Genomic DNA, 25,894 nt, shown 5'->3' on the forward strand with positions numbered 1-25,894 from the left:
AGCCCGGCGCCGCTTTGTCAACATCTGCACGAGTCAGCTGGCCTGGATGGGGGCCGTCACGTACTTGAACAGGAAATCAGTCACCTCTTCCCGGCTCGGACGCTGCGGCTGATTGATCATCTGCATCATCACATAGCCAAAACCGGTCAGGGAGCGGGCCAGATCCTGCGCCGACAGCACGCTCTGAATCTCGCCGTTGTCGATGGCCCGTTGCAGGTGGGGGGCAATGCGCTCCAGCGCCTTGTCCAGCAGCCGGGTGTAGCGAGGCCACACTTCTTCCCGCACCGAGGAGCTCCACTCCAGCCAGATGCTGGCGTGATCGGGCTTGTCATAGGCGGCGTCAACGAACAGCTTCACGTGGCGGTGAATGCTCTCCCTGGCGGAGCCCTGACCGTTGTAGGCCTGTTCGAGGATCTGCTGTACGAAGGCTTCGATTTCTGTCAGCACTTCGTCGACCAGATCTTCACGAGTATTGAAATAGTTAAAAACGGTCGCAACCGAGACCTTTGCCTGTTCGGCTATCTCGGCATGCCCCGCACGGCCGATGCCGCGACGGGAAAATACCTCGACGGCACACTCCATCAATTGATCACGGCGAGCCTCCGGCGAAAGCCGGGTTCGACGTCTTATTTCTGCGCGTGGTTCCATAGTTTTTTCATCTAATAGTTATTGATTATGGTGTTTATAGTATTGTCACCGATAATGCCCGAAGGCTTGCTAACTCTATCAATTAAAATAAGCCGATAAAAGCATCACGTATGCCTGACGCCCACTGGTTGGAGTGGTAGAATCCTCGGTTTTGACGTTAATGAACGGCCAATAACCCTTTGGTCATTATTGGAGTATGTGATGAAACACATTGTCGAGGTGATGATCCCCGAGGCCGAGGTTGCAGCCCGGATCGCCACGCTGGGTGAAGAGATTACCGCCCGTTACCAGGGCTCCGAGGAAGTGGTCATGATCGGCCTGTTGCGCGGCTCCTGCGTCTTCCTGGCTGATCTCTGCCGTCAGTGCCAGTTGCCCATCACCCTGGACTTTATGACTGCCTCCAGCTATGGCTCCGGCATGCACAGCACCCGTGACGTGCGCATCCTCAAGGATCTGGATGACGACATCAAAGGCAAGGACGTGGTGATCGTCGAGGACATCATCGACACCGGTTACACCCTCAACAAGGTGCGCGAGATCCTCTCCCTGCGCGAGCCGAAATCCCTGGCCATCTGCACCCTGCTGGACAAACCGTCCCGCCGCGAGGTTCAGGTGCCGGTGGACTGGCTTGGCTTCTCCATCCCGGACGAGTTCGTGGTGGGCTGTGGCATTGACTACGCCCAGAAGTACCGTAACCTGCCTTTCATTGGCAAGGTGGTACCGCAAGAGTAAGCCGGGTCCGAAGTAGCAAGGCAGGCTGGCCGGCCCGCCATCGACTGTCTTCAGGCGGCGTCACAGCCGCCTTTTCTGTCTCGAGATGGGCTCATCCATCACAGGGGTTGCAATGAACGCATTGGAAATCAGCGGTCTGAAGAAGACCTATCAGGGGGGCGTCGAAGCCCTCAAGGGCATCGATCTCACCGTCAAACAGGGGGATTTCTTCGCCCTGCTCGGTCCCAACGGGGCGGGCAAATCCACCACCATCGGCGTGATCAGCTCACTGGTGAACAAGAGCGCCGGCAAGGTGAAGGTATTCGGTCATGACATCGATACCGATCTGGAGCTGGCCAAGTCCCAGCTCGGCCTGGTGCCCCAGGAGTTCAACTTCAGCCAGTTCGAGAAGGTGAGCCAGATAGTGACTCACCAGGCCGGTTTCTATGGAGTGCCGCGGGCCGAGGCCAAGGTGCGCGCCGAGAAGTACCTGCGCCAGCTCGATCTGTGGGACAAGCGCGACATGGCCGCCCGCACTCTCTCCGGTGGCATGAAGCGCCGGTTGATGATCGCCCGCGCCCTGATGCATGAGCCCAAGCTGCTGATCCTGGATGAGCCGACCGCCGGGGTGGACATCGAGATCCGCCGTTCCATGTGGAGTTTCCTCAAGGATCTCAACGAGCAGGGGGTGACCATCATCCTGACCACCCACTACCTGGAAGAGGCCGAGATGCTGTGCCGCAACATCGGCATCATCGACAAGGGCCGTCTCATCGAGAACACCAGCATGAAGAGTCTGCTCGGCAAGCTGGGTCGCGAGACCTTCCTGCTGGATCTGGTGCCGGGCTCCAGCGTACCGGCCCTGCCCGAGTTCAACGGCCGGATGCAGGATGAGAACACCCTGGAAGTGGAGCTGGAGAAGAGCCAGTCCCTCAACAGCCTGTTCGAGCAGCTCTCCGCCCAGGGGGTGAAGGTGCTCAGCATGCGCAACAAGGCGAACCGGCTGGAAGAGCTGTTCGTCAATCTGGTAGAGGAGGGTCGCAAAGCATGAACCCCATGACCTATTACATTGCCTTCAAGAGCATTCTGGCCAAGGAAGTGAGCCGCTTCACCCGGATCTGGATCCAGACCCTGGTGCCGCCCGCCATCACCATGAGCCTCTACTTCGTCATCTTCGGCAACCTCATCGGCTCGCGCATCGGTGACATGGGGGGCTTCAGCTACATGGAGTTCATCGTGCCCGGCCTCATCATGATGTCGGTCATCACCAACTCCTACTCCAACGTCGCCTCCTCCTTCTACAGCGCCAAGTTCCAGCGCAACGTGGAGGAGCTGCTGGTGGCGCCGGTGCCCAACTACATCATCATCGCGGGGTATGTGGGCGGTGGCGTGGCGCGCGGCCTCTGTGTCGGCCTCATCGTCACCCTGGTGTCGCTGTTCTTCGTGCCGCTGCAGATCCATCACCTGTTCAGCGTCTGCGTGACCGTGCTGCTCACCTCCATCCTCTTCTCCCTGGGGGGGCTCATCAACGCGGTGTTCGCGAAGTCGTTCGATGACATCAGCATCATCCCGACCTTCATCCTGACTCCCCTGACCTATCTGGGGGGCGTCTTCTACTCCATCACCCTGCTGCCGCCGTTCTGGCAGGGGGTTTCCCAGGTGAACCCCATCATCTACATGGTGAACGCGTTCCGCTACGGCTTCCTCGGGATCTCCGACGTGCCCCTCGGCACCGCCTATCTCATCATCATCGGCTTCATCTTGGTACTCTACGGGATGGCCTGGTGGCTCATCTCCCGCGGCACCGGTCTGCGCCACTGAGGCGCGCACCTGCCAGCAAAAAGGCGCCCTCGGGCGCCTTTTTATTTGCACGTTTCGGCCTCAGAGGGCCGGGGCATCGTAGTCCGCGGGCTCGTCGCTGTAGACGCAGACGTTCCACTTGGCCGCGAGGCCATCATCCGCGAGGCAGTAGCGCTCGAAGAAGGCCTTGATACCGGCGCGCTGGCAGTGGGCCTCGAAGCTCGCCATGTCGCGCCAGATCTCGTTGAAGACGATGGGGAAGCTCTCCCCCTCGGCAAAGGGGCTCTGGATATGGCGGGTGACGATGTACTGCAGGCAGCCATCTTCACGCAGGGTGTCGGGTTCGAGCCCTTGCAGGACGCGGAACAGAGTCTGCTCCTGGCCAGGTTTTGGCTGGAACTGGGCGATGCAGTAAACCTTCTTGGACATCGTGGTCTCCTTGCCGTGTCTCAACCCCGCAGGGCGACGACCCGGTTGTCGATGAGGCGGGCCTTGCCCAGATAGGCGGCCATCAGGATCACCAGGCGCTGGCTCTCGGCGCTGGCGGATTCCAGGGTGTCGGCATCGACGATGTCGATGGCATCCGTCCTGAATCCCGCGTTGTCGAGGCGTTGGCTGGCCTGGGCAACCAGGGAGGGGAGGTGACTGTTCCCCGCTTCAATCTGCTCGGCAATCCAGTTCATGGTGCGCGTGAGCTCGGGGGCGATGGCCCGTTCGGCAGCGGTCAGATAGCCGTTGCGCGAAGAGAGGGCCAGCCCGTCTTCGGCCCGCACAGTCGGCACGCCCACGATCTCGATGGGCATGGCCATGTCGGCCACCATCTTGCGAATGAGCGCGAGCTGCTGGTAATCCTTCTCGCCAAAGCAGGCCACGTTCGGCTGTACCAGATTGAACAGCTTGGTGACCACGGTACTGACCCCGCGAAAATGCCCCGGACGCAGCGCCCCTTCCAGCAGGCTGGAGATGCCGGGCACCTCGACGAAGGTCTGGCTGGCGAGCCCCTGGGGATACATGATCTCCGGCGTCGGGGTGAAGACCAGGTCCACACCGGCGGCCTCCAGGGCGGCGCAATCCTGCTCCAGGGTGCGGGGGTAGTTGGCGAGATCCTCGGCCTTGTCGAACTGCAAGGGGTTCACAAAGATGCTGACCACCACCTTGTCGCCATGGCGGCGGGCCTCCTCGACCAGGGTGAGATGACCCTGATGCAGATTGCCCATGGTGGGCACGAATGCGATGGCGCGGCCTTCGCGATGCCATTGACCGATCTGCTCGCGCAGCGCGGCGGGATTGTTCACAACCAACATCGTCAGTTCACCTTCAGATGAATCAATAAAAGAGGGGGTCGTCAGGGGGGAGGGCGAGACGGGGGCACAGGCCCCCGCGCTCATGACGACAGAAAGTCAGTTGAAGCAGTGCTCGGGGCCGGGGAAGGTCCCCTCGCTCACCTGCTGCACGTAGAGACGAATGGCGGCACGCATGTCACCGGTCTCGGCCAGGAAGTTCTTGGTGAACTTGGGCACATAACCGGAGGTGATGCCGAAGGCATCGTGCATCACCAGGATCTGGCCGTCGGTGGCAGGGCCGGCACCGATGCCGATCACCGGAATGCGCAGCGCCTTGGTGATGCGCTCTGCCAGAGAGACGGGCACGCACTCTAGTACCAGCAACTGGATGCCAGCCGCTTGCAGCTCCAGCGCCTGGCGGTAGATCTCCTGGGCGTGGAACTCGTCGCGCCCCTGCACCTTGAAGCCGCCAAACACGTGGACGGATTGCGGGGTCAGGCCGAGATGGCCGCACACCGGCACCCCGTTACGGGTGAGGTGGCGGATGGAGTCACACAGCCAGTCCCCCCCTTCCATCTTCACCATGCGGGCACCGGCCGCCATCAGGCGCGCCGCGTTCTGGTAGGTCTGCTCCGGGGTGGCGTAGCTCATGAACGGCATGTCGGTCACCACCAGGGCATTGGTGGTGCCACGCACCACGCAGCGGGTGTGATAGACCATCTCGTCCATGCTAACCGCCAGGGTGTCGTCTCCGCCCTGCAGTACCATGCCGAGGGAGTCGCCGATGAGCAGCACCTGGGCGCCCTCGTCGTCGAACAGCTTGGCGAAGGTGGCGTCATAGGCGGTGATGGCGGTGATTTTCTGTCCGTCCTGCTTCATCTTCTGCAGGTGGGTAATGGTGATCTTGCTCATTACGTTGTTCCTACTCTTCTCTACTCGCCTGCTGCACCGGCCAGGATCGCGAGTCCATTGCGCGGGCAGCGGGCAACCAGTTCGGTGAGCGGGGTGCCGCAGGGCAGCACCAGGGAGGGGGCTATCTCGGCAAGGGGCAGCAGGACGAACTCCCGCTCCTTCATGCCATAGTGAGGCACCGTCAGGCGCTCATGCCGGATGACCTCGTCGCCGTACAGCAGCAGATCGAGATCCAGGGTCCGGGGGCCCCAGCGCTCATCTTTGCGCACTCGTCCCTGTGCCTGCTCGATGCGCTGCAGCTCGTCCAGTAGCGCCAGAGGGCTGAGGCGGGTGGCAAGGCGCGCCACGGCATTGACGTAGTCCGGCTGATCCGCAGGGCCCATGGGGCGGCTGCCGTAAAGGTGGGAGGTCTGCAGCAGCTCGGACTCGGGCAGGGTCGCCAGCGCGGCGATGGCGCGACGAGCCTGGCCGAGGGGGTCGGCCAGGTTGGAGCCGATGGCGACGAAGACCTCGATCATCGGCGGATCCTTACTCTGCCGACTTCGGCTTGCGGCGACGGGGGCGACGGCGGTTGCGGCCATTGCCGCTGCGCTTCTCGCCATCACCGCTACGGGAGTCGGCGCGCTCGCCGCTCGCCGGGCGGCGGGTCGCCTCCCGTTGCAGTTGCGGGCGCACGTCCGGGTTGGAGGCCACATAGCGCTCCCACCAGCTCGCCAGCTCGCCGAGGCCGCGCTCGACCCGGTTGCGCAGCAACAGGAAGTCGAAGGCCGCACGGAATTTCGGGTGCTCCATGGCGCGCTCGGGGTGCTTGCCCTGGCGGCGGGTCAGGCGCTGCTGCAGGGCCCAGATGTCGCGCACGTCCGTGGTGAAGCGGCGCGGCACGGCAATGATCCGCACCTGGTTGTCCAGCACCTCGTTGATAGCCAGCATGAAGGCATCGTACCAGGGCAGACCGCTCTCGTTTTCCAGCACGCGGCCGCGGGCCTCGACGGCGCCCCACAGCAGGGTGGCGTAGAGGAAGGCGGGAGTGACGCGCTTCTCTTCACGGACCCGGGTATCGGTGTCCATCAGCGCCTGCTCGATGAACTGCTCGTAGGGCGAGTTGCCGTGGGGCGTGAACAGGGCGGCTACCTGGGGGAACAGCGGCTGGAACAGCCCGTATTCCCGCAGCAGCTTGTAGGTGGCCAGACCGTCACCCGCCAGGAACAGCTTGAGGGTCTCCTCGAACAGGCGGGCGGCCGGGATGTCCTGCAGCAGCGGGGCGAGCTCCCGGATGGGGGCGGCGGTGCGCGGGCTGATGGTCATGTCGAGCTTGGCGGCGAAGCGCACGGCGCGCAGCATCCGCACCGGATCTTCCCGGTAGCGGGTCTCGGGGTCGCCAATCAGCTCCAGTCTGCGCGCGGCCAGGTCTTCCAGCCCACCCTCGAAATCGTGCAGGGTGAAATCCTTGGCGCTGTAGTAGAGGGCGTTGACGGTAAAGTCGCGACGCTCGGCATCCTCTTCGATGGTGCCGTAGACGTTGTCCCGCAGCAGCATGCCTTCATCGGACTGGGCCGACACATGCTTGCTGGTATTGACCTGATGGTGGTGGCCCCGGAAGGTGGCCACTTCGATCACGTCACGACCAAAGACGATGTGGGCCAGGCGGAAACGGCGGCCGATGAGGCGGCAGTTGCTGAACAGCGCCTTGATCTGCTCCGGCGTCGCGTCGGTGGCGATGTCGAAATCCTTGGGGGTCTTCCCGAGCAGCAGGTCACGGACGCCGCCGCCGACCAGGTAGGCCTCATAGCCCCCCTTGTTCAGGCGATAGAGCACCTTGAGGGCATTCTCGCTGATCTCTTTGCGCGAAATCGGGTGCTGGTCACGGCTCAAGGTACGGCGCTGTCCGGCGACACGGGCCGGAATGGGGGACTCCACCGACTGCTCGCCGTCTTCCTTGCCGAGCACTTTGCGGCAAAAGTTTGCGATCTGGGAAAAAATGGTACACCTCGTTATGACTTCAAATTGACGGGAGGCCAAAAAAATAGCGGCCTATCATAGCTCAGCCCCAACCAAATGAGAAACGGTGTGGCCTGCTTCCCCTTGATTGGTCCTTTTGGGGCAAGAAATACAGCCGGGGCTAGCTTTGCCCTTGCGGGATCTTCTGCTGGCGGGGCACCCGGACCAGCTGCCAGTGGGCGATGCCCCAGCCGATGATCTCGTCGATCCGGCTCGCCATCAACTCGGGCGGCGGGCACTGACCGAGAAAGTGCAGCGCCTGCCACAGGGCCGGTCGTACCTCGTCCTGCGACAGCGCCGGCGCATGGTTCTGCTTGGAGAGCTTGTTGCCATCCGCTTGCACCGCCAGCGGCAGGTGCACCCAATCGGGGACGGCAGCCCCCAGAGTCTGGTAGAGGGCAATCTGGCGCACCGTGGGTTCCAGCAGATCGGCGCCGCGGACGATCTCGGTGATGCCGCTGTCCATGTCATCCACCACCACCGCCAGGTTGTAGGCGTAGAGCCCGTCCCGGCGGCGCACGATGAAGTCCTCCTCCGCCAGCGCCGCAGGGACGGTGATCTCTCCCTGAAGCGCATCCTCGAACCGATAGACCGGGTGGTGCTGGCGCAAACGGGCGGCACACCCCTCGGCGGTCAGCCCCAGGGTGCGGCAATGACCGTTGTAGAACCCCCCTGTGGCCATGATTTCGCGCCGGGTACAGCGGCACCAGTAGAGATCCCCGGCCCGATAGAGCTGATCGATGATCTCGTCATAGCGGCCATGGCGCGCGCTTTGGAACATCACCTCCCCATCCCAGCCAAGACCGTGTGCCTCCAGGGTGGTGAGGATAAGGTCAGCCGCTCCCGGCATCTCCCGCGGGGGGTCGATGTCTTCGATGCGCACCAGCCAGCGTCCCTGCTGCGCCCTGGCCTGCAAGAAGCTGCCAAGGGCGGCGACCAGGGAGCCGAAGTGGAGCGGACCGGACGGTGAGGGGGCGAAGCGGCCCACATAGGGGCGTCGGGAGGGGGGGGGTGTCATGACCATGGCAATTCGGGTAGGCGATGCATTGAGGCTGCATTCTGGGACGGCCCGACCAAAAGCTCAATAAAAAAGGGAGCCTGGGCTCCCTTTTCGTTCCTGTGGATGGGCGACATCAGCCAGCCATCTGTTTTTCCTTGATCTCGGCCAGCGTCTTGCAGTCCACGCAGAGGTCTGCGGTCGGACGGGCTTCCAGACGGCGGATGCCGATCTCGATGCCGCAATGCTCGCAGTAACCGAAGTCATCTTCTTCGAGCAGCAGCAAGGTTTTCTCGATCTTCTTGATCAGCTTGCGTTCACGGTCGCGGGTGCGCAGTTCGAGAGCAAACTCTTCTTCTTGCGCGGCGCGATCCACGGGATCCGGGAAGTTGGCAGCCTCATCCTTCATGTGGTCGACGGTGCGGTCAACTTCCTGCATCAGTTGGTTGCGCCAGGCTCCCAGGATCTTGCGAAAATGTACCTTCTGTTGGTCATTCATGTACTCCTCACCGGCTTTCATCTGGTAAGGCTCTACACCCGCAATGGCCAGGGGGCCCAGAGATTTCCTGTTTTCGCCTGTTGGCATGCCCTGTCTCCTAATTCAGCACGCTACCCGTGCCATCCATAAATTGAGGGCGACATCTATAGCAGAAGGGTCAACGGGAGGCAAACAAGCCTTATCAATAATGTTACCCACTTCTGCATTTATTCTCTGCCCTCGGGTAGCATATGGTCAGATTCAAATGGGATAAAATCCTGAGCCACCATGCCCTGCACCCCAACATGGGGGCGATAGCATAAAATTTCAACCCCTGCCGCCATCGCCTGTTCAACAAGCTGACTATAGTGCGGATCGATATGGGCTGCAGGGCGCATTCTCGCGATGCCGGAGTGCAATACCATGAACAGCAGCACGGCCCGGTGCCCTGCCGCCTTCATGGCCATCAATTCACGCAAGTGCTTGGCGCCGCGGGTGGTGACCGCATCGGGGAAGTACCCCATGCCGGGTTGCTCCCGCTCGTCGAGCAGGGTGACGGATTTCACCTCGATGTAACAATCCGGCCTGTGGTCATCTTCCAGCAGCAGGTCGATGCGGCTGTTCTCTTCCCCGTATTTCACTTCGGTGCGCAGCCTGGCATAGCCTGCCAGGGGGGCGAGGGCGCCCTGTTCGATGAGCTCTCGGGCGATCTGGTTGGCACGGGCCGTGTTGACGCAGATGAAGTGACCCGCCGGGCTCTCGGCGATTTCCCAACTGTTTGGCAGCTTGCGCTTGGGGTTGTCGGATGTGGAGTACCAGACCCGGGTGCCCGGCAGGGCGCAGCCGGTCATGGCACCGGTATTGGCGCAGTGGATGGTGATCACCTCGCCGTTGTCGAGCGCGACATCCGTCAGGAAGCGCTTGTAGCGGGAGATCAGCTGTCCGGACTGCAGGGGGGGATCGAAGATCATGGGGTGAGCTCCTCGCGGTGCGGGTTTTTGACGCGGGCCCGCAGGGGCCAGCAGGCGAGCGGTTCGTAGTGGACGCCGTCCGGCGTGCTGACGGATTGATAGAGGCAGAAGCGATCGGCCCTGAGCAGAAAGTCCGGCGCAGGCAGCTCGCCGGGGGCCTCGCCCGCCTTGCGCGACAGGGTGACGTGGGGGCGATAGCCCTGCTCGCCGTTGCCCAGCCCGAGTTTTTCACCGTGGCGGCGCAGTGCCCTCGCGAGCACGGTCAGCTCGTTCGGCCACTCACCGGGTCCCACCCAGGCGGCTTTGGCGCGCTGAAACCAGCCGGTCTGATCTAGATGGACGCTGAAAGGGGGGCAGTGCTGTCGCTCGGCGGCCGCGATCAGGCGAGCCTGGGTCGTTTCGTCGGCCTCCCCGAGAAAGGCCAGGGTCAGGTGCAGGTTGCTCTCGGGCACCGGCTGGCCGGGCCAGGGGCGCTGGTCTCGCCAGGTCGCAAGCTCGGGGGCAAGCTCTGGCAGGGGCAGGGCAAAGAAGAGTTTGGGCATGCGGCGTGTCGGTCCTCGTGATGGGCATCGGATAAGGGCCATTCTATGGCAGCCGCTCCCGGGATGTCTTGCCGTGTTGCACCTGACGCTTCCAGCCCCTGTCCGGCAGGGGCGCTTACGGTGGCCGGGAGGCTGTGGCAGAATGGACCCCTTTTCAGGAGTGTCACAGAAGGTGCCCATCGCTTTGTCTTCCCTCCCCATCGTCCCGGTGTTGCCCGAACTCTTTGCAGCCCTCGACAGCCATACCAGCGTGATCCTGCAGGCGCCCCCCGGCGCGGGCAAATCGACCCTGCTGCCCCTGGAGCTGGTGCGCCAGCACCGGCTGCCCGGGCGCATCATCATGCTGGAGCCCAGGCGCCTCGCGGCGCGCAACATCGCGAGCTTCCTCGCGCGTCAGCTGGGGGAGAAGGTGGGCGAGCGCATCGGCCTGCGAGTGCGCGGGGAGAGCCGTACCAGCAGCCAGACCCGGCTTGAGATCGTGACCGAGGGGGTGCTGACCCGGATGCTGCAGCAGGATCCTGAGCTCACCGGCGTGTCGCTCGTCATCTTTGACGAGTTCCACGAGCGCAGCCTGCACGCCGATACCGCGCTGGCCTTCGCCATCGAAAGCCAGCAGGGGTTGCGCGATGATCTCAAGCTCTTGGTGATGTCCGCCACCCTGGATGGCATGGCCCTGGAGCGCCTGCTGCCAGGTGCCCCCGTGGTGCGCTCCGAGGGGCGCGGCTTTCCCATCGAGTACCACTATCGCCCCGCCAATCGCCAGCAGTGGCTGGAGCCCCAGGTTGGCGCCGTGGTGCTGGAGGCGCTCGCCAGTCAGGCTGGCAGTGCCCTGGTGTTCCTGCCGGGACAGGGGGAGATAGAGCGGCTGGCACAGTGGCTGGAAGGGCGGTTGCCAGGGGATGTGACCCTGGCTCCCCTCTATGGCCGTCTTGACCTCGCGGCCCAGCAAGCGGCCATCGAGCCTGCGCCTGCGGGTTGTCGCAAGCTGGTGCTCACCACCAACGTGGCGGAGACCTCCCTCACCATCGAGGGGATCTCCGTGGTCATCGACAGCGGGCTGGAGCGGCGCGCCACCTTCGATATCAAGAGCGGCGTCACCCGGCTGGAGACCCGGCCCATCGCCAAAGCCTCCGCCACCCAGCGGGCGGGGCGGGCAGGGCGGCTTGGCCCCGGCGTCTGCTACCGGCTCTGGAGCTGCGAGGTGCAGGAGCGCCTCGCCGAGCAGAGTCCCCCCGACATCCTGACGCAAGAGCTCACCGGCCTGCTGATGGACGCCGCCCAGTGGGGGGCCCGGGTGGAGGCGCTGCCCCTGCTGGACATGCCGCCCCCTGCCGCCGTGGCCAGCGGCCGGCGGTTGCTGGTGGCCCTGGGCGCCATGGCCCCGGAAGGTGAGCAACAACTTACCCCGGCAGGCCGTGCCATGGCGGCCTTCGGCACCCATCCCCGCCTCGCCCGCATGCTGCTGCGGGCCCGGGAGCTGGAATCCGAGGGTCTGACAGGGATTGTCGCCGATGCGGCTTTCCTGGTGGCGCTGCTGGAAGAAGATCTGCGAGGATCGGAGCGCCTGTCCGTGCTGTTCCACCGCCGTCAGGGCGCCCTGCGCCAGGGGGCGGCCCGCTGGTTCGAGCGGCTCGGTGTGCGGGCAAGCACCCCGCAGGGTCAATGGCTGGGGTTGCTGTGCGCCCTCGCCTGGCCCGATCGCATCGGCAAGCTGCGCAGTGGCAGCCGCTATCAGCTCAGTGGCGGGGTGAGCTGCGATCTGGTAGAAGGGCATCCCTGCCAGGGGCAGGGGGCCATCGTGGCCGTCGAAATGGGTCAGAACGAGCGCGGCAGCCGCATCTTCATCGCCGAGCCGGTGGTGCTGGATGAGCTGGTGCGCCAGCTGCCCGAGCTGGTCGGCGAGCGCCAGTGGTTCGACTGGGACGATCGGGAGGAACGGGTGCGTGCGGAGCGCCAGCAGGTGCTCGGCGAGCTGGTGCTCGGCCAGCGGCCGCTGACGGATCTCTCCGATGAACAGAAGGGGCGCTGCCTGCTGCAGGGCATTCGGCGCAAGGGTCTGCACGTGCTGCCCTGGGACGAGAGCAGCGAGGGGCTGCTGGCCCGCTTGCGCTGCGCCCGCGACTGGCTGCCCGACGAAGCCTGGCCCGCCATGGATGAGGAGAGCCTGCTGGCCGGCCTCGAGCAGTGGCTGCTGCCGGCGGTGAGCGGCATGACCCGGCTGGAGCAGTTGAAGCGGCTCGACATGAGCGACATCCTGCGCCAGTCTCTGCCCTGGCCCCTGCCAAGGCGGCTGGACGAGGCGCTGCCGAGCCACTTCACCGCACCGACCGGCAGCCGGGTACGGATCCGCTACCAGCCGGGTCAGGCGCCGGCGATCCCGGTGCGTATCCAGGAGATGTTCGGGCTGGGCGCCACCCCATGCGTGGCCGATGGCCGGGTGCCCCTGGTGGTGGAGCTGCTCTCCCCGGCCCAACGCCCCTTGCAGATCACCGCGGATCTCGCCGCCTTCTGGGCGGGATCCTATGAGCAGGTGAAAAAAGAGATGAAGGGGCGCTACCCCCGTCACTACTGGCCGGACAACCCGCTGGAGGCGATGCCGACCCGGGTGACCAAGAAGAAGATGGGATTGCAGGAGTAGCCGACGGGGCAGTGATCGGTCGGTACGATCAGAACAAGATGGCGGTGGCACAGTCCCCCTCCACAACAGGCATCGCAGGCCGCTCGCATCAGCGGGATGGCGAGGAGAACGACAAGAGGATTTATGGCAACCCAACGACGCAAGCGCACGCCCAAGAAGGCGGCGCCCAAACGCACCATCTGGCGCACCCTGTTCTGGCTGGGCTTCAAGCTCTCTCTGGTGGTGGCGGCCTTCATGGTGGTGTTTGGCATCTATCTCGACACCAAGGTGCGCGAGCGCTTCGACGGCGAGAAGTGGCAGTTGCCGGTGATGGTCTACAGCCGCCCGCTGGAGCTCTATCCCAGCCAGCGGCTCTCCCAGACCCAGATGCTGCGCGAGCTCAACATGCTGAGCTACAAGCAGGTACGTCAGCCCCATACCCCGGGTGAGTACGCGGTGAGCGGCAACCGCATCGAGCTGGTGCGCCGTCCGTTCGAGTTCCATGACGGCGCCGACGGCGCCCGCGGCCTGCGCCTCACCTTCAACGGGGCGCGCCTCGAGGGGATCCAGTCCCTGGAGAACCAGCGCCAGCTCGGCTATGCCCAGATGGACCCGGTGCTGCTCGATCGCCTCAACACCGAGGATCGGGAAGACCGCCTGCTGGTGCGCCTTTCCGAGGTGCCGGACAGCCTGCTGGTCACCCTGCTCACCACGGAAGACAGGGACTTCTACCAGCACGGCGGCGTCTCGCCGGTGGCCATCATGCGCGCCATGGCAGCCAACCTGCTGGCGGGTCGCACCGTGCAGGGGGGCAGCACGCTCACCCAGCAGCTCGCCAAGAACTTCTTCCTGACCCGTGAGCGCAGCCTGTGGCGCAAACTGCAGGAAGCCTACATGGCGGTGCTCATCGACTACCGCTACAGCAAGGACGAGATCCTGGAGGCCTACCTCAACGAGGTCTATCTGGGGCAGAACTTCTCCCAGGGGGTTTACGGCTTCGGGCTCGCCTCCTACTTCTACTTCGGTATTCCGGTCAACGAGCTGGACATCGATCAGGTGGCCCTGCTGGTGGGCATGGTGAAGGGGCCCTCCTATTACGATCCCTGGCGCTTCCCCGAGCGGGCCAAGGCGCGCCGGGATCTGGTGCTCAAACTGCTGATGGAGCACGGCAGCCTGACCCAGGCCGAGTATGACCTGGCCAGCAAGCAGCCCCTTGGCATCATCGCCCGCGGCCAGATGAGCTATGGCCGCACCCCGGCCTTCATGGGGCTGCTCAAGCGGGAGATCCAGAACCGCTTCGGCCCGGATCTGCTCAAGCAGTCCGGCCTCAAGATCTTCACCAGCCTGGATCCCATCGCCCAGCACGCCGCCGAGCAGGCGGTGGAGTCGGGTCTGGCCACCATCGAGAAGCAGCGTGGCAAGAAGAAGCTGGAGGCGGCCATGGTGGTCTCCGACTGGCACAAGGGCGAGGTGGTCGCCATGGTGGGGGGACGGGATCCCCGCTACGCCGGCTTCAACCGGGCGCTGGATGCCCGCCGTCAGATTGGCTCCCTGGTCAAACCGGCGGTCTACCTGACCGGCCTCTCCAACGGCCTGACCCTGGGCACGCCGCTTAAAGATCAGCCGATCCGGATTCGCGGCCAGGATGGCCAGATCTGGACGCCGCAGAACTACGACCGCAAGTTCCGCCAGAGCGTGCCCCTGATGGAGGCGCTTGCCAGCTCCCTCAACGTGCCGACCGTCAACCTCGGGATGCAGATAGGCCTGGACAAGGTGGTGGATACCCTGCACAAGCTGGGGGTGCAGCAGGAGATCCAGCCCTATCCGTCCCTGGTGCTGGGGGCGGTGGCCCTCTCGCCCATGGAGGTGAACCAGATGTACCTGCCCATCGCCAACCAGGGGTTGACCCAGCCCCTGTCGGCCATCCGGGCCGTGGTGAATGGCGAGGGGCGCCAGCTCTACCAGCATGACGAAGCGGCCAAGCGAGTGACGGATCCCCAGGCAAGCTGGCTGACCCTGTTCGCCATGACCAAGACGGTGAGCCAGGGGACGGCCCGCGCGCTCGGTGCCAAGTTCCCCGGGGCCACCATGGCCGCCAAGACCGGTACCACCAACGAGCTGCGAGACTCCTGGTTTGCCGGGATGGACAACAACGAGCTGGTGAGTGTCTGGGTCGGCCGTGACGACAACACCCCGGCCGGGTTGACCGGTGCCAGTGGCGCCTTGCAGCTGTTCAGCGGCTACATGAGCCAGCGAGGGGTCAACAGCCTGGGGCTGAAGATGCCCGAAGGGGTGAGCTGGGCCAACTTCTCCCGCTCGAGCGGTGCCCGGGTGGCCAGTGATTGTCCCGGCAGTCTCCAGGTGCCGGCCAAGCTGGCCGGTCTGGCCGAGCCCATGAGCTGTGCCAGCCCGGTCTCGGACCCGGCGAATGCCCTGGACAACTGGTTCAACGGTTTCTTCAACTGACGAAGACGGGCAGCGCAGGCTGCCCGTTTTGCAAGGATTGCCATGACCCATCCCCTGTTTGAGGCCATCCATCACGTGGCCATCATCGCCAGCGACTATCCGCGCTCGCGCCACTTCTATCACCAGGTGCTGGGGTTGCCCATCATTGCCGAGACCCTGCGGGCCGAGCGTCAGTCATGGAAGCTGGATCTGGCGCTGCCGGACGGCAGCCAGCTGGAGCTGTTCAGCTTCCCGGCGCCGCCACCGCGCCCCTCCCGGCCGGAGGCGTGCGGGTTGCGCCACCTGGCGTTTCGGGTGGCGGATCTCGACCGGGTCATCGCCCACCTGGAGCAGCACGGGGTGGAAGTGGAGCCGGTGCGGGTGGACGAGCTGACCGGCAAGCGCTTTACCTTCTTCGCCGACCCCGACGGCCTGCCGCTGGAGCTGTACGAGGCAGCGCGTTAGGCTGCCTGCTGCAATCTGGATGATCGGTTTGACCATGAAAAGGCCGCCCTGGGAACAGGGCGGCTTTTTTCATGGGGTTGGAGAGGGGATCATGCTGTGGTCAGCAGGGCGACCGCCACCGCCATCACCACCATGCCGAGCCAGCCGACGGGTCTGAGGCGCTCGCCGAACAGCAGCAGGCCCCCGAGGGCGGTGCCCAGGATGCCGATGGCGCCCCAGGTGGCATAGGCCACGGCCAGATCGATCTTGCCGGTACTGACCGCCTCGCTGAGCAGAGTGAAGGCACAGAGCACCAGCAGAATGCCGAGGACGCCCCACCCCTTGTCACGAAAACCGATGGAGCGGTTGATCGCCATGTTGGCGCCGATATCCAGCAGGGCGGCGCCCAGTACGATGATCAACGGGTGCATGGGGCTTCCCTCCTCTGGCGGGTGGGGGCTGGTGCATCATGGGTCTCGCCCAGGGTCACCATGACAATCCCCACTATGGCCAGCGCCAGTCCGATCCACTCCTGGATGCTCAGCTCGTAGCCGAGGAACAGGACGGAGACGGCGGTGATGAGGGCGATCCCCAGCCCTTCCCACAGCGCAAACGCGATACCAATGGAGATTGTCCTGGCGGCCTTGGCGAGCAGCAGGTAGGAGAGGGTGATGAGGAGCCACATCGGCAGATAGTGGATCCAGCCGCTCTCGCTCTTTGGGATCAGGGCCATGGAGGAGGTGCCGGCGACCTCGGTCAGGATGGCCCCCGTCAGGAAGAGGCGGGCCAAAAGCAGGGGACGGGATGACATGCAGTTTCCTTCTGTTGCTGCGACGATGAGAGGATAACGGCACCCGAAACGGGCAAGGTTATCGCTGAGCGTCGAGAAAGCTGTCGCTACTTGTTTGCCTTGGGGGCGGGCCAGGGGATAAGGTGGTGATGGAATAATCTGCCGCCAGTTTGAAGTCATGAAGCTAAATCAGATACAACTCTTTGTAGAAACAGCAGACAGTGGTTCGATAGCCAATGCCGCCAGACGACTTGGCAAGAGTCGCAGCGCAGTGAGCTCGGCGATAGCAACCCTGGAGGTGGAGCTTGGCGTCGAACTTTTCGAACGAGGGGCGAATCAGAGCCGACTGACCGAAATCGGCGAGCAAGTGCTGGACGACTGCAAGCGGCTGCTGCAGGCCGCCAACAGCCTGAAGCTCAAGTGCGAGCACCATGCCTCCGGTGCCGAGGTGGCGCTGCGGGTAGCCCGGGACGACGCCATTCCCGAGGTGGTATGGCGCGAGATGCTGGGGGCGCTGCGTCGCCAGTTTCCGGGCACCAGCATCTCCCTGGTGCTGGCCTCACCGCCGGAGCTGCCGGCCCTGGTGGAAGAGGGGTTCGTGGATGCCGCCTTCGGCCTCATCACCGAGGAACAGGAGCGCAGCGGTCTTTGCATCGACGTGCTCAACCCGATCCGCACCCTGATGGTGGTGGCGCCAAGCCACCCGCTGGCAGGGCTGAAGCGGGTGTTGCAGCAGGATCTGACCGATCACACCCAGGTCACTCTCTCTTATGTGGACGCGTTTTCGGTCAAGAGCCTGCTGCCCATCGGGGGGCAGCATATCGGGTTGTCGAGTTTCGAACTGATGCGGGATGCGGTGCTGGATGGTCTGGGCTGGGCGGTGCTGCCTTCACCCCTTATCCAGAGCCAGCTGCGCCAGGGGGAGCTGCTGACCCTGAAGCACAAGTTCAGTCTGCAGTGGCGCGATTACGGAGTCTATCTGTCGGAGAACGCCCATCACGGCAAGGTGCTGGCCTGGCTGAAGAAGGCCATAGAAGCCTATCTCGAACCCTTCGAGTAGCCGCCAACCGGGGCGGGCACCCCGGTTGGCAGTGAGAGGGGATCAGCGCAGGCCGTGACGGGGGACGCGCTGGCGGGAGCGAAATGGCAGCAGCAGGAGGCCGAGCAGCAGATCCCCCGCCAGGGAGGCCAGCAGACCCGCCGCCACGCCGCAGAAAATGGCGGCCTGTTTGAGGGGGACCACATAGCCGTAGTTGTGCAGGGTATCCTGCCAGAGGGCGGTATCGGCGCGCAGCAACAGGTGGGAGAGCTGCTGGTACCAGGGGCTCTCCCGCACGGCGATCTCCCCCTGAAGGTGCTGCTGCTGGTTCACCAGTTGCTGGAGGCTGGTGGCATCCTGGGTGAAGACGGGATCCTGACTGGCACCGTAATGGGCGACCAGCGCCTGCAGATCGCCATTGAAGTGCTGGTCCGCCGTGCGCTGGAAGGGGGCCAGCGCCAGACCGGCTTGCTGCAGCCGGGCATCCAGCCGCTGGAAGTAGAGATCGACCAGCCCGGGGATCTGTACACCTGCCAGCAAACCGAGGGCAAACAACATCATGCGAAGGTAGCTGCGCATCATCATCATCCTGAACGAAGGGAGCGCCCATACTAGCCGCAACCGGTGGGAGAGCCAAGGAGGGGGCGCGCTTGCCCACCCGGTCGGCGGCGCCAAAAGAAGAGCCGATGGAATACCTTTGTTACACGAATTCTTACACTTTTGTGATGCAAGTCATCTTGCGGCTGGCCTAGAATGAGCGTTTTTCGAAGGACACGTCGGCATGAGCAAGTTCATTCCTTTCTATCTGGCCGGGGGCCTCATCGCCTTCAGTTGGGGCGCCCTGCCTGAGCACGGCCCCTGGGATGGGTGGGATCTCGCCCTCTTCCAGCTGGTCAATGGCTGGATTGGCCACTCCCCCCGTTGGGCCGATCTGGTGGCCATCACCAACAACCGCCTGTTCGATCTGGTCGCGCTGGCCTGCATGGGCGGGATCCTTGCCAGTTGCTTCTTCCGTGCCGACGGGCAGGAGCGCCGTCGTCTGGTGGCCATGGGGGTCGTGATGCTGCTGGGGGCTCTGGTGATCAATCAGCTCGGGCATCTGTTGCCGGTCAGCCGTCCCAGCCCCACCCTGATGGTGGACGGGGCACTGCGCCTGACCGAGATCAGTGCGATTCCCACCAAGGACTCCGCCGGTGACAGCTTCCCCGGTGATCACGCCCTCTTCCTGATGATCTTCGCCGGTTTTGCCCTGCGCTATCTGCCGCGCTGGGCCGGGGTGATTGCGGTGGTGATGGTGCCCCTGTTTTCTGCGCCCCGCATCCTGGCTGGTGCGCACTGGATGACGGACGTCTATGTGGGCGCTCTTTGCCTCTCCCTGATCTGCCTGCCGCTGCTGTTGCTCACTCCCGTGTCGGATCGCCTGATCGACCGCCTGGCTCCCCGGCTGCCACGCTGGATTGCCTGACGGAGAATGAAAAAAGAAGGCGGGTTACCCCGCCTTCTTTCGTTTACGCCTCACCGGTGCTGTGGTCGTCGCGAAATGACCAGGACTACGCCCGATGAGCCCGGGCTGTCGCCCTCCCAACCAGTATGGATAGCCCCATTCGGGTTCTGCCAGCCAAAATAGTCGCGGCCAAACGTTTGCACCCGTCGTCTCATGATCCTGGCCAGGATTTTTTCCCTCCGCTGCCTTAGAATCGCCGCCCGTTGTTGGAGGTCTCCCCATGCTTGTCACTTTTCTGCGTCTCTTGTTTATCGGTTGTGCCCTGGTCTTTCTCTTTATACTGGTCCGTGCCTGGTGGCACAAACGGCGTCATGGCCAGCTCGAAGCCACCCCTTTCTGGCCGGTGGCGGCCATCGGTTTTGTGGCCAATTTTCTCGATACCCTGGGGGTGGGGAGCTTTGCGGTGAAGACCGCCTGCTACAAGCAGTTCAGGCTGATCGATGATCGGGTGCTGCCCGGTACCCTCAACGGCCAGTGCGTGCTGCCGACCGTGACCCAGGCTCTCATCTTCATCGGCGTGGTCAACGTGGAGCCCGTCACCCTCATCAGCATGATGGCGGCTGCGGCGGCCGGTGCGGCCTGGGGCGCCCGTTACGTGGCTTCCTTTGATCGCCAGACCATCCGGCTGGTAATGGCGGTCTCCCTGCTGGTGGTCGCCGGTCTCATCTTTGCCGGTCTGCTCGGGCTCTTCCCCCTCGGTGGCGAGGCCATGGGGCTGAGCGGTTACAAGCTGGGGATCGCCCTTGCCGGCAACTTCCTGTTCGGAGCTCTGATGAACGTCGGTATCGGCCTGTTCGCCCCCTGCATGACCCTGGTCTATCTGCTCGGCATGAACCCGCTGGTGGCCTTCCCCATCATGATGGGATCCACCGCCGTGCTCAGCGTCTTCTCGGCGGGGACCTTCATTCGCAAGGGGGCTTTCGATGCGCGGGCCGTGCTGGCTGTGGCCATCTTCGGCCCCATCGGCGTGGTGCTGGCGGCCATGCTGGTCAAATCCATGGAGATGGAGATGCTCAAATGGCTGGTGGCTTTCATCGTCATCTATACCTCCTGGACCATGTACGCCTCCTGGCGGGCGGCGCGGCGACAGCCAGCGCCCGCGCTGGCAGAGGCGACGAGCTAGCTGGCGTCGGCGAGGCCCGCCTGCACGGGCACCCAGCGTTGGTATGTCATCCCGCTCGCCCGGTTCTGGCGCGTCTTCTGATGCCTCTGGCAGCCCCCTCCGGGTGGGCAGTCTGCTGGCTGGAGGCGACCAGTGCGGCTTCCGCCCTGGCACCGAGAAACACATAGAGCCCCAGCGCCAGCAGCAACCCCACGGCGCACCCCATCACCCCCACCGCAGGCCAGAGCAGTTCGCTCTGGCCGAGGGATCCCTTGAACAGCAGCAGCAACCCCTCGATGGAGACCGCGATCAGGATGGCGGCGATAAAGCGGGTAATGGTGCGCCGGATGGCGCTGTGGCGGAAGATGTCCTTATGCAGCAGCACCTCCTCTTCGAGGATGGTCTTGCCGAGATCGAACACCGCCAGGGCGAGCGTGAGGAAGATGATGGCGCTGAAGGCCCCCAGGCGGTTCTGCTGGGTGCCGCACAGGAGCAGATAGAGCTGTTCCAGCCCGTGCCAGATGAGGGTGCCGACGATGAGAAACAGGGCCAGACTCAGGACGACGTAGACGGCCCTGAACCAGGGAATGGCGCGCCGCCGCTCCCTGTCCCCCATCAGCCAGGCGATCAGCTGGTGCAGGTTGATCTCCAGCTCCCGGCCATGGCCCTGCACCAGCAGGCGCAGCTGCCCCTGGGCCGCCGGAACGGGCGCCAGTATGGCTGGCCTGATCTGGGGGGCCAGGCTCTTCACCTCCTCGACGAAGGCATAGGTCTTGAGAGACGCCTCGGGGAGGGTGAGCAGCCCCAGCAGCAGGGGGGCCAGCTCGGTTTCGTACTCCTGATAGCGCCGCAGCACATCGATGGGGCTCATCTCTGCCATATACACCTCGGTCCAATGGGCTCCTGAGCAGGGGCCTGCAAATTGTGGGCCCGATTTATGACAGCCCGTGTACGGCGCGGCGCACCAGCAGGTGGCAAGGCTCCGGTGAGGGACTTAAGGATGCACCACTATGGTGCCTTGTCGGGACGAGCAAACAAAAAAGGGCCCCATCGGGGCCCTCTGCACATCTTGCGGCTTGTCAGCCAGCCAGCTTGGCGAAGCTGCGCTCGGCGGCCGCCAGAGTGTGTTCGATCTCCTTGTCCCCGTGGGCAAGCGACAGGAAGCCCGCCTCGTAGGCGCTCGGCGCCAGATAGACACCCTCTTCCAGCATCAGATGATAGAAGCGCTTGAAGCGTTCCATGTCGCAGCGGGTCACCTGCTCGTAGCGGGTGATCTCGGGCTCGTCGGTGAAGAAGAAGCCGAACATGCCGCCCACGTAGTTGATGGCAAGCGGGATGCCGTGCCTGGCGGCGGCGGCTTTCAGCCCTTCGGCGACACGGGCGGTCTTGGTGCTCAGCTGCTCATAGAGGCCCGGCTCCAGCAGCAGGTCCAGCATGGTGAGGCCGGCGGCCATGGCCACCGGGTTGCCGGAGAGGGTACCAGCCTGATAGACGGGGCCGGTCGGGGCGATGTGCTGCATCACCTTCTTCTTGCCGCCGAAGGCGCCCACCGGCATGCCGGCACCGATGATCTTGCCGAGGGTGGTGAGATCCGGGTCGATGTTGTAGTGACCCTGGGCACCGCGCAGGGAGACGCGAAAACCCGTCATCACCTCGTCCAGGATCAGCAGGGCGCCGAATTCGTCACAAATGGCGCGCAGCCCTTCCAGGAAGCCGGGCACCGGCGGGATGCAGTTCATGTTGCCGGCTACCGGCTCGACGATGATACAGGCGATCTCGCTGCCGTACTGGGTAAAGGCTTCGCGCACCGAATCCAGATCGTTAAAGACACAGGTGAGCGTGTGTTTGGCGAAATCGGCCGGTACGCCCGGGCTGTTGGGCTGACCCAGGGTCAGGGCGCCGGAGCCAGCCTTGACCAGCAGGGAGTCGGCGTGGCCGTGGTAGCAGCCTTCAAACTTGACGATCTTGTCGCGACCGGTGTAGCCGCGGGCCAGCCGGATGGCGCTCATGGTCGCCTCGGTGCCGGAGTTGACCATCCGCACCTGCTCCATGGAGGGGACGATCTGGCGCACTTTCTCGGCCATCAGCACTTCGATCTCGGTCGGGGCACCGTAGCTCAGTCCCTTCTCCACCGCCTTGATGACCGCGGCCTTGATGGCCGGGTGGTTGTGACCGAGCAGCATGGGGCCCCAGGAGCCGATGTAATCCACATAGGCCTGGCCGTCCACGTCATAGAGGTAGGCGCCATCGGCGTGATCGATGAAGCGGGGTGTGCCGCCGACCCCGTTGAAGGCGCGGACCGGTGAGTTGACGCCACCGGGAATGGTCTGGCGGGCCTGTTCAAACAGCTGATCTGATTTTGACATGGATCATCCTTAATGGGATTTTGGTCGTTACCCGGGCGCAGGCTGCCGATTGCGGCTCGGCAGGGGATGGCGGGAGGAGTATGCTTTGCGCTCTCGCCCCGGACTCTCGCCCGTGATACATGAAACGGGCCGACTATAGCAGAAAGGCCCAGAGCTGGGCAGCCGAGGCCGAGGTGTGTCTGGTCCTCGTTAGATGAGCGTGATTATCCATGGAGCAACAAGCCATTCCTTCCGCCGACGCGGCCTCGCTGCGTCGTCCTCCAGTCTTGCAGCGCCTGATACGGCGGGACAAGATGCCGCTGCTGGTGCTCCTGTTGGCGGCCCTGGTCGGCCTGCTGGCAGGCCTGGTGTGCGGATTGTTCGAGTCTTGCGTTCACTGGCTGGCCCAGCAGCGTGTCGACTTGCTGGCCGATCGCCCCTGGTGGCAGCTCGGTCTGCTCGGCTTTGGTTTCAGCGCCCTGCTGGGATTGGTTGGCTATTTCCTCACTCATGCCTTTGCCCCAGAGGCAGGGGGATCCGGTATCCCGGAAATTGAAGGGGCCATGGACGACCTGCGCCCGGTACGCTGGTGGCGGGTGTTGCCGGTGAAGTTTTTTGGCGGGGTCTGTACCCTGAGTTCCGGCATGGTGCTGGGGCGGGAGGGGCCCTCGGTGCAGATAGGGGGCAACCTCGGCAAGATGGTGGCGGATATCTTCCGGTTGCCCAAGGAGCATGGCCACGCCCTGCTGGCTGCCGGTGCGGCGGGTGGTCTCGCTGCGGCCTTCAATGCCCCGCTGGCAGGGATACTGTTTGTCATGGAAGAGATGCGACCGCAATTTCGCTACTCCTTCCTCGCCATCAAGGCGGTCGGGATTTCGGCCGTCATGGCGACCCTGATGCTGCAGAACATGAAAGGGCAATCCCCCGTCATCATGCTGCCTCACTACGACGCTCCGGCCTTGAAGGCGCTCTGGCTGTTTCTCTTCATGGGGGGCTGCTTTGGTGTGCTGGGGTTCGTCTTCAACAAGCTGGTGCTCGCCTGTCAGGATGGCTACCTGGCATTGCATCAGAACAAGCGCCACCGCTTCGTCATCATCGGCATGGGGGTGGCTGGAACCTTTGGCATGCTGTCGCTGTTCGCCCCTTCTGTCACTGGAGGGGGAATCGAGCTCATCCCGCATCTGACGGGGGGAGACTATGCGATGGCGACGCTCTTCATCATCTTCTCGGTGCGACTGGTGGGTACCCTCATCTGCTTTTGCTCGGGGGCCCCTGGTGGTGTCTTTGCGCCGACCCTGGCGCTGGGCACCCTGTTCGGGGTGATCTTTGGTCACCTGTTCCACTCTGCATTTCCCGATCTCGGCATCGAACCAGGCGCCTTTGCCATCGCCGGCATGGGTGCGCTCTTCGCCGCCACCGTGCGTGCCCCCATTACCGGCATCGTGCTGGTGACCGAGATGACAGACAACTATCAGCTGATCCTGCCCATGATGATCACCACCATAGGGGCAACCCTGGTGGCTCAATGGTTGGGGGGGCGTCCTATCTATTCCCAGATCCTGGAGCGAACTTTACGGCTTGCTGCGCGTCAAAACCGGGGTGAAAGCAGCATCGCGACCGGTTAACTCTTTGTTTATCCGTATCAATCCGGCATGGTCGCGTATAGTGAAAAGAAACCGGCCGTGTTGATGTCGGCATATAGAAGAGGCCTTATGTCCCAAATCGTGAAGTTATTGGTGGTGCTGGCCATGGGGGCATGTATCGGTTATGTCGTCGGGAACAGACAGGAGCTGGCACAGAGCAGCCTGATGACGGTGCAGCAAGAGACGTTGGAGCGTCAGAGCAAGGCCATTGCACAACTGAAGACGGATCTCGGCGTCAGGGAGACCCTGCTGGCGACCCAGAAGGCCGCCTTCGAGCAACTTCAGCAGACGCTCAAGGATCAGGAAGCTCAGGTACAGGAGCAGAAACGCCAGCTGGCCTTCTTCGAGCGCATCATGCGTCCCACCGGCGAACAGGTGGGGGTATCCATCGACAATCTGACATTGCAGGAGACGAGTGTGCCGGGTCGCTACCACTATCGTCTGGCGCTCACTCAACCCGCCAAGAAGCGGGAGCTGTTTCGGGGGCAGGTGCAGATCCGGCTCGAAGGCAGTCTGGCTGACAAGCCCAGGATCCTCAGTGGCCGGGATCTTGGCATGAAGGTGGGGGAGGGACGCTACGCGTTGCGATACTTCCAGCTCTTGGAGGGCAATTGGCAGCTTCCCTCAGGCTTCATCCCGGACAGGGTGAGAATCCTCATCCCGAAGGAGGGACGGCAACCGGCCCAGGAGCTGGTGGCCGAGTGGAACGAGGTGCTCAAGCCTCTGGTCGCTCAACCAGCCCCCTTGCCGGCAGCGCAGTAAGAGAGTGGTGAATACTTGAACTAAATGGTCGGGTATTGGATAATTTCGCGGTTTCCATGTTTGTGGATGTAACGGTTGTGAGGTCAGCAATGAGTGCAGTAGCAGAAGCCCCCTTGCCCATCCAGATGACGGATGCGGCAGCCAACAAGGTAAAGACCTTGATCACCGAAGAAGAGAATCCCGAACTCAAGTTGCGGGTCTACATCACTGGGGGGGGCTGCTCCGGTTTCCAGTACGGTTTCACGTTTGACGAGAAAATCAATGATGGCGATACCGTGGTCGAGAAGAGCGGCGTCACCATGGTGATCGATCCCATGAGCCTGCAATACCTGGTCGGCGGCAGCGTGGATTACACTGAAGGCCTGGAAGGTTCCCGTTTCACCGTGACCAACCCCAACGCCACGACGACCTGCGGTTGCGGTTCAAGTTTCTCCATCTGATCTATAGCAGCGTGATATGAAGGGCCCCGAGGGGCCCTTTTCATTTTTGTATGCCTGGCGTGGCTGGCATGTAGATCTTGATGTGGCGAAAACGGGTACCGATTGGTAGCGATAGAGAAGGTGTGCGGGCTCATTTAGATGAATCGTTGACGGCTTTTTAGTCTGATTGGTTGTTGATTAAACACTTGAACGTCTTTTTCAAATAAACACGTAGTTTTCGCTTGTCAGCGAGAATCATATCCCTATAATGCGCCTCCATCAGCACGGCGCAGTGCGCGTCTGGTCCACCTTGCAAAGCAAGCTGGTGAGGGTTATAGTTTCAGACCCTGCTCTTTAACAATTTGAATCAAGCAATCTGTGTGGGCACTCACAGCATCGAGCATCAAAAACAATTTTTGATTTTCAATGTCTGATGAAGTGACC

General features: G+C 63.3%; 27 protein-coding genes. 12 read left to right on the top strand and 15 right to left on the bottom strand.

The window, feature by feature from the left end:
• Positions 1–33: 33 nt before the first annotated feature.
• On the bottom strand, positions 34–648 hold the full coding sequence (locus AB5Y53_RS00010; RefSeq protein ID WP_029314803.1) for a TetR/AcrR family transcriptional regulator: 615 nt from the start codon (positions 646–648) through the stop codon (positions 34–36).
• 201 nt (positions 649–849) lie between these two features.
• Here AB5Y53_RS00010 and hpt point away from each other — a divergent pair, with 201 nt between their 5' ends.
• From hpt to AB5Y53_RS00025, 3 genes are all read left to right on the top strand, one after another.
• Positions 850–1,380 (top strand): hypoxanthine phosphoribosyltransferase, encoded by a 531-nt coding sequence (gene hpt, locus AB5Y53_RS00015; RefSeq protein ID WP_010675579.1) that lies wholly within the window; start codon positions 850–852, stop codon positions 1,378–1,380.
• Positions 1,381–1,492: 112 nt separating this feature from the next.
• Positions 1,493–2,410 carry an ABC transporter ATP-binding protein gene (locus AB5Y53_RS00020; RefSeq protein WP_045521939.1) on the top strand — a complete coding sequence of 306 codons (918 nt, stop codon included), beginning with the start codon at positions 1,493–1,495 and terminating at the stop codon, positions 2,408–2,410.
• Entirely contained in the window at positions 2,407–3,180 is a 774-nt protein-coding gene (locus AB5Y53_RS00025; RefSeq protein WP_010675577.1) for an ABC transporter permease, read from the top strand. The genes AB5Y53_RS00020 and AB5Y53_RS00025 overlap by 4 nt, the downstream gene beginning before the upstream one ends.
• A 60-nt stretch (positions 3,181–3,240) precedes the next feature.
• Here the strand turns inward: AB5Y53_RS00025 and AB5Y53_RS00030 are convergent, their stop codons facing one another.
• The 9 genes from AB5Y53_RS00030 to thpR form a co-directional block, all read right to left on the bottom strand.
• The gene (locus AB5Y53_RS00030) at positions 3,241–3,588 is read right to left on the bottom strand and encodes a putative quinol monooxygenase (protein ID WP_113978805.1); all 348 of its coding nucleotides are present in this window, start codon (positions 3,586–3,588) and stop codon (positions 3,241–3,243) included.
• Positions 3,589–3,608: 20 nt separating this feature from the next.
• A complete protein-coding gene (panC, locus tag AB5Y53_RS00035) occupies positions 3,609–4,463 on the bottom strand; it encodes a pantoate--beta-alanine ligase (RefSeq protein WP_368180910.1) in 855 nt (284 codons plus the stop codon).
• 96 nt (positions 4,464–4,559) lie between these two features.
• Positions 4,560–5,354, bottom strand: a complete 795-nt coding sequence (gene panB / locus AB5Y53_RS00040) for a 3-methyl-2-oxobutanoate hydroxymethyltransferase (RefSeq protein WP_042864977.1) — start codon at positions 5,352–5,354, stop codon at positions 4,560–4,562.
• A gap of 20 nt (positions 5,355–5,374) precedes the next feature.
• Entirely contained in the window at positions 5,375–5,872 is a 498-nt protein-coding gene (gene folK, locus AB5Y53_RS00045; protein WP_039040848.1) for a 2-amino-4-hydroxy-6-hydroxymethyldihydropteridine diphosphokinase, read from the bottom strand.
• 10 nt (positions 5,873–5,882) lie between these two features.
• Complete coding sequence (pcnB, locus tag AB5Y53_RS00050; RefSeq protein WP_029314802.1) at positions 5,883–7,373, bottom strand: polynucleotide adenylyltransferase PcnB; 1,491 nt, start codon at positions 7,371–7,373, stop codon at positions 5,883–5,885.
• A 100-nt stretch (positions 7,374–7,473) separates the two neighbouring features.
• The gene (gene gluQRS / locus AB5Y53_RS00055) at positions 7,474–8,376 is read right to left on the bottom strand and encodes a tRNA glutamyl-Q(34) synthetase GluQRS (protein WP_368180911.1); all 903 of its coding nucleotides are present in this window, start codon (positions 8,374–8,376) and stop codon (positions 7,474–7,476) included.
• A gap of 109 nt (positions 8,377–8,485) precedes the next feature.
• Positions 8,486–8,935 (bottom strand): RNA polymerase-binding protein DksA, encoded by a 450-nt coding sequence (gene dksA / locus AB5Y53_RS00060; RefSeq protein WP_029314801.1) that lies wholly within the window; start codon positions 8,933–8,935, stop codon positions 8,486–8,488.
• 119 nt (positions 8,936–9,054) lie between these two features.
• Positions 9,055–9,798, bottom strand: coding sequence for a DNA/RNA nuclease SfsA (sfsA, locus tag AB5Y53_RS00065; RefSeq protein WP_010675569.1), 744 nt, complete (start codon positions 9,796–9,798; stop codon positions 9,055–9,057).
• The gene (thpR, locus tag AB5Y53_RS00070) at positions 9,795–10,340 is read right to left on the bottom strand and encodes an RNA 2',3'-cyclic phosphodiesterase (protein WP_039040852.1); all 546 of its coding nucleotides are present in this window, start codon (positions 10,338–10,340) and stop codon (positions 9,795–9,797) included. Before thpR ends, sfsA begins: the two co-directional genes overlap by 4 nt.
• Before the next feature lie 184 nt (positions 10,341–10,524).
• Between thpR and hrpB the strand changes: the two genes are divergently transcribed.
• The 3 genes from hrpB (at position 10,525) to AB5Y53_RS00085 (ending at position 15,867) form a co-directional block, all read left to right on the top strand.
• The gene (hrpB, locus tag AB5Y53_RS00075; RefSeq protein ID WP_368180916.1) at positions 10,525–12,978 is read left to right on the top strand and encodes an ATP-dependent helicase HrpB; all 2,454 of its coding nucleotides are present in this window, start codon (positions 10,525–10,527) and stop codon (positions 12,976–12,978) included.
• A gap of 123 nt (positions 12,979–13,101) precedes the next feature.
• Positions 13,102–15,423, top strand: a complete 2,322-nt coding sequence (gene mrcB, locus AB5Y53_RS00080) for a penicillin-binding protein 1B (RefSeq protein WP_368180912.1) — start codon at positions 13,102–13,104, stop codon at positions 15,421–15,423.
• 42 nt (positions 15,424–15,465) lie between these two features.
• Entirely contained in the window at positions 15,466–15,867 is a 402-nt protein-coding gene (locus AB5Y53_RS00085; protein ID WP_010675565.1) for a VOC family protein, read from the top strand.
• Positions 15,868–15,956: 89 nt separating this feature from the next.
• On the opposite strand, the gene AB5Y53_RS00090 is transcribed toward AB5Y53_RS00085, so the two are convergent.
• The gene (locus AB5Y53_RS00090; protein WP_052815233.1) at positions 15,957–16,277 is read right to left on the bottom strand and encodes an SMR family transporter; all 321 of its coding nucleotides are present in this window, start codon (positions 16,275–16,277) and stop codon (positions 15,957–15,959) included.
• Positions 16,265–16,657 carry a multidrug efflux SMR transporter gene (locus AB5Y53_RS00095; protein WP_045521922.1) on the bottom strand — a complete coding sequence of 131 codons (393 nt, stop codon included), beginning with the start codon at positions 16,655–16,657 and terminating at the stop codon, positions 16,265–16,267. Before AB5Y53_RS00095 ends, AB5Y53_RS00090 begins: the two co-directional genes overlap by 13 nt.
• Positions 16,658–16,814: 157 nt before the next feature.
• Between AB5Y53_RS00095 and AB5Y53_RS00100 the strand changes: the two genes are divergently transcribed.
• Positions 16,815–17,696, top strand: coding sequence for a LysR family transcriptional regulator (locus AB5Y53_RS00100; protein WP_045521920.1), 882 nt, complete (start codon positions 16,815–16,817; stop codon positions 17,694–17,696).
• 42 nt (positions 17,697–17,738) lie between these two features.
• Here the strand turns inward: AB5Y53_RS00100 and AB5Y53_RS00105 are convergent, their stop codons facing one another.
• Entirely contained in the window at positions 17,739–18,254 is a 516-nt protein-coding gene (locus AB5Y53_RS00105; protein ID WP_104452310.1) for a DUF2937 family protein, read from the bottom strand.
• Between the two features lie 202 nt (positions 18,255–18,456).
• Between AB5Y53_RS00105 and AB5Y53_RS00110 the strand changes: the two genes are divergently transcribed.
• Together AB5Y53_RS00110 and AB5Y53_RS00115 are read left to right on the top strand one after the other, a co-directional pair.
• Positions 18,457–19,140: a phosphatase PAP2 family protein gene (locus tag AB5Y53_RS00110; protein ID WP_368180913.1), complete on the top strand. Its 684-nt coding sequence runs from the start codon at positions 18,457–18,459 to the stop codon at positions 19,138–19,140.
• A gap of 259 nt (positions 19,141–19,399) precedes the next feature.
• A complete protein-coding gene (locus AB5Y53_RS00115; protein ID WP_368180914.1) occupies positions 19,400–20,302 on the top strand; it encodes a TSUP family transporter in 903 nt (300 codons plus the stop codon).
• 46 nt (positions 20,303–20,348) lie between these two features.
• Here AB5Y53_RS00115 and AB5Y53_RS00120 read toward each other — a convergent pair whose 3' ends face one another.
• Together AB5Y53_RS00120 and hemL are read right to left on the bottom strand one after the other, a co-directional pair.
• Positions 20,349–21,161, bottom strand: a complete 813-nt coding sequence (locus AB5Y53_RS00120) for a hypothetical protein (RefSeq protein ID WP_039040860.1) — start codon at positions 21,159–21,161, stop codon at positions 20,349–20,351.
• Between the two features lie 199 nt (positions 21,162–21,360).
• Complete coding sequence (gene hemL, locus AB5Y53_RS00125; RefSeq protein ID WP_052815228.1) at positions 21,361–22,647, bottom strand: glutamate-1-semialdehyde 2,1-aminomutase; 1,287 nt, start codon at positions 22,645–22,647, stop codon at positions 21,361–21,363.
• A gap of 209 nt (positions 22,648–22,856) precedes the next feature.
• Between hemL and clcA the strand changes: the two genes are divergently transcribed.
• The 3 genes from clcA to erpA all read left to right on the top strand — a co-directional run bounded on the left by clcA (position 22,857) and on the right by erpA (position 25,471).
• Positions 22,857–24,251, top strand: a complete 1,395-nt coding sequence (clcA, locus tag AB5Y53_RS00130; RefSeq protein WP_039040862.1) for a H(+)/Cl(-) exchange transporter ClcA — start codon at positions 22,857–22,859, stop codon at positions 24,249–24,251.
• 87 nt (positions 24,252–24,338) lie between these two features.
• Positions 24,339–25,031: a DUF6776 family protein gene (locus AB5Y53_RS00135; RefSeq protein WP_368180915.1), complete on the top strand. Its 693-nt coding sequence runs from the start codon at positions 24,339–24,341 to the stop codon at positions 25,029–25,031.
• Between the two features lie 89 nt (positions 25,032–25,120).
• Positions 25,121–25,471 carry an iron-sulfur cluster insertion protein ErpA gene (erpA, locus tag AB5Y53_RS00140; RefSeq protein ID WP_010675554.1) on the top strand — a complete coding sequence of 117 codons (351 nt, stop codon included), beginning with the start codon at positions 25,121–25,123 and terminating at the stop codon, positions 25,469–25,471.
• Positions 25,472–25,894 lie beyond the last annotated feature (423 nt).

This window comes from Aeromonas sp. R7-5 (assembly GCF_040908015.1).
Lineage (GTDB): Bacteria > Pseudomonadota > Gammaproteobacteria > Enterobacterales > Aeromonadaceae > Aeromonas > Aeromonas caviae.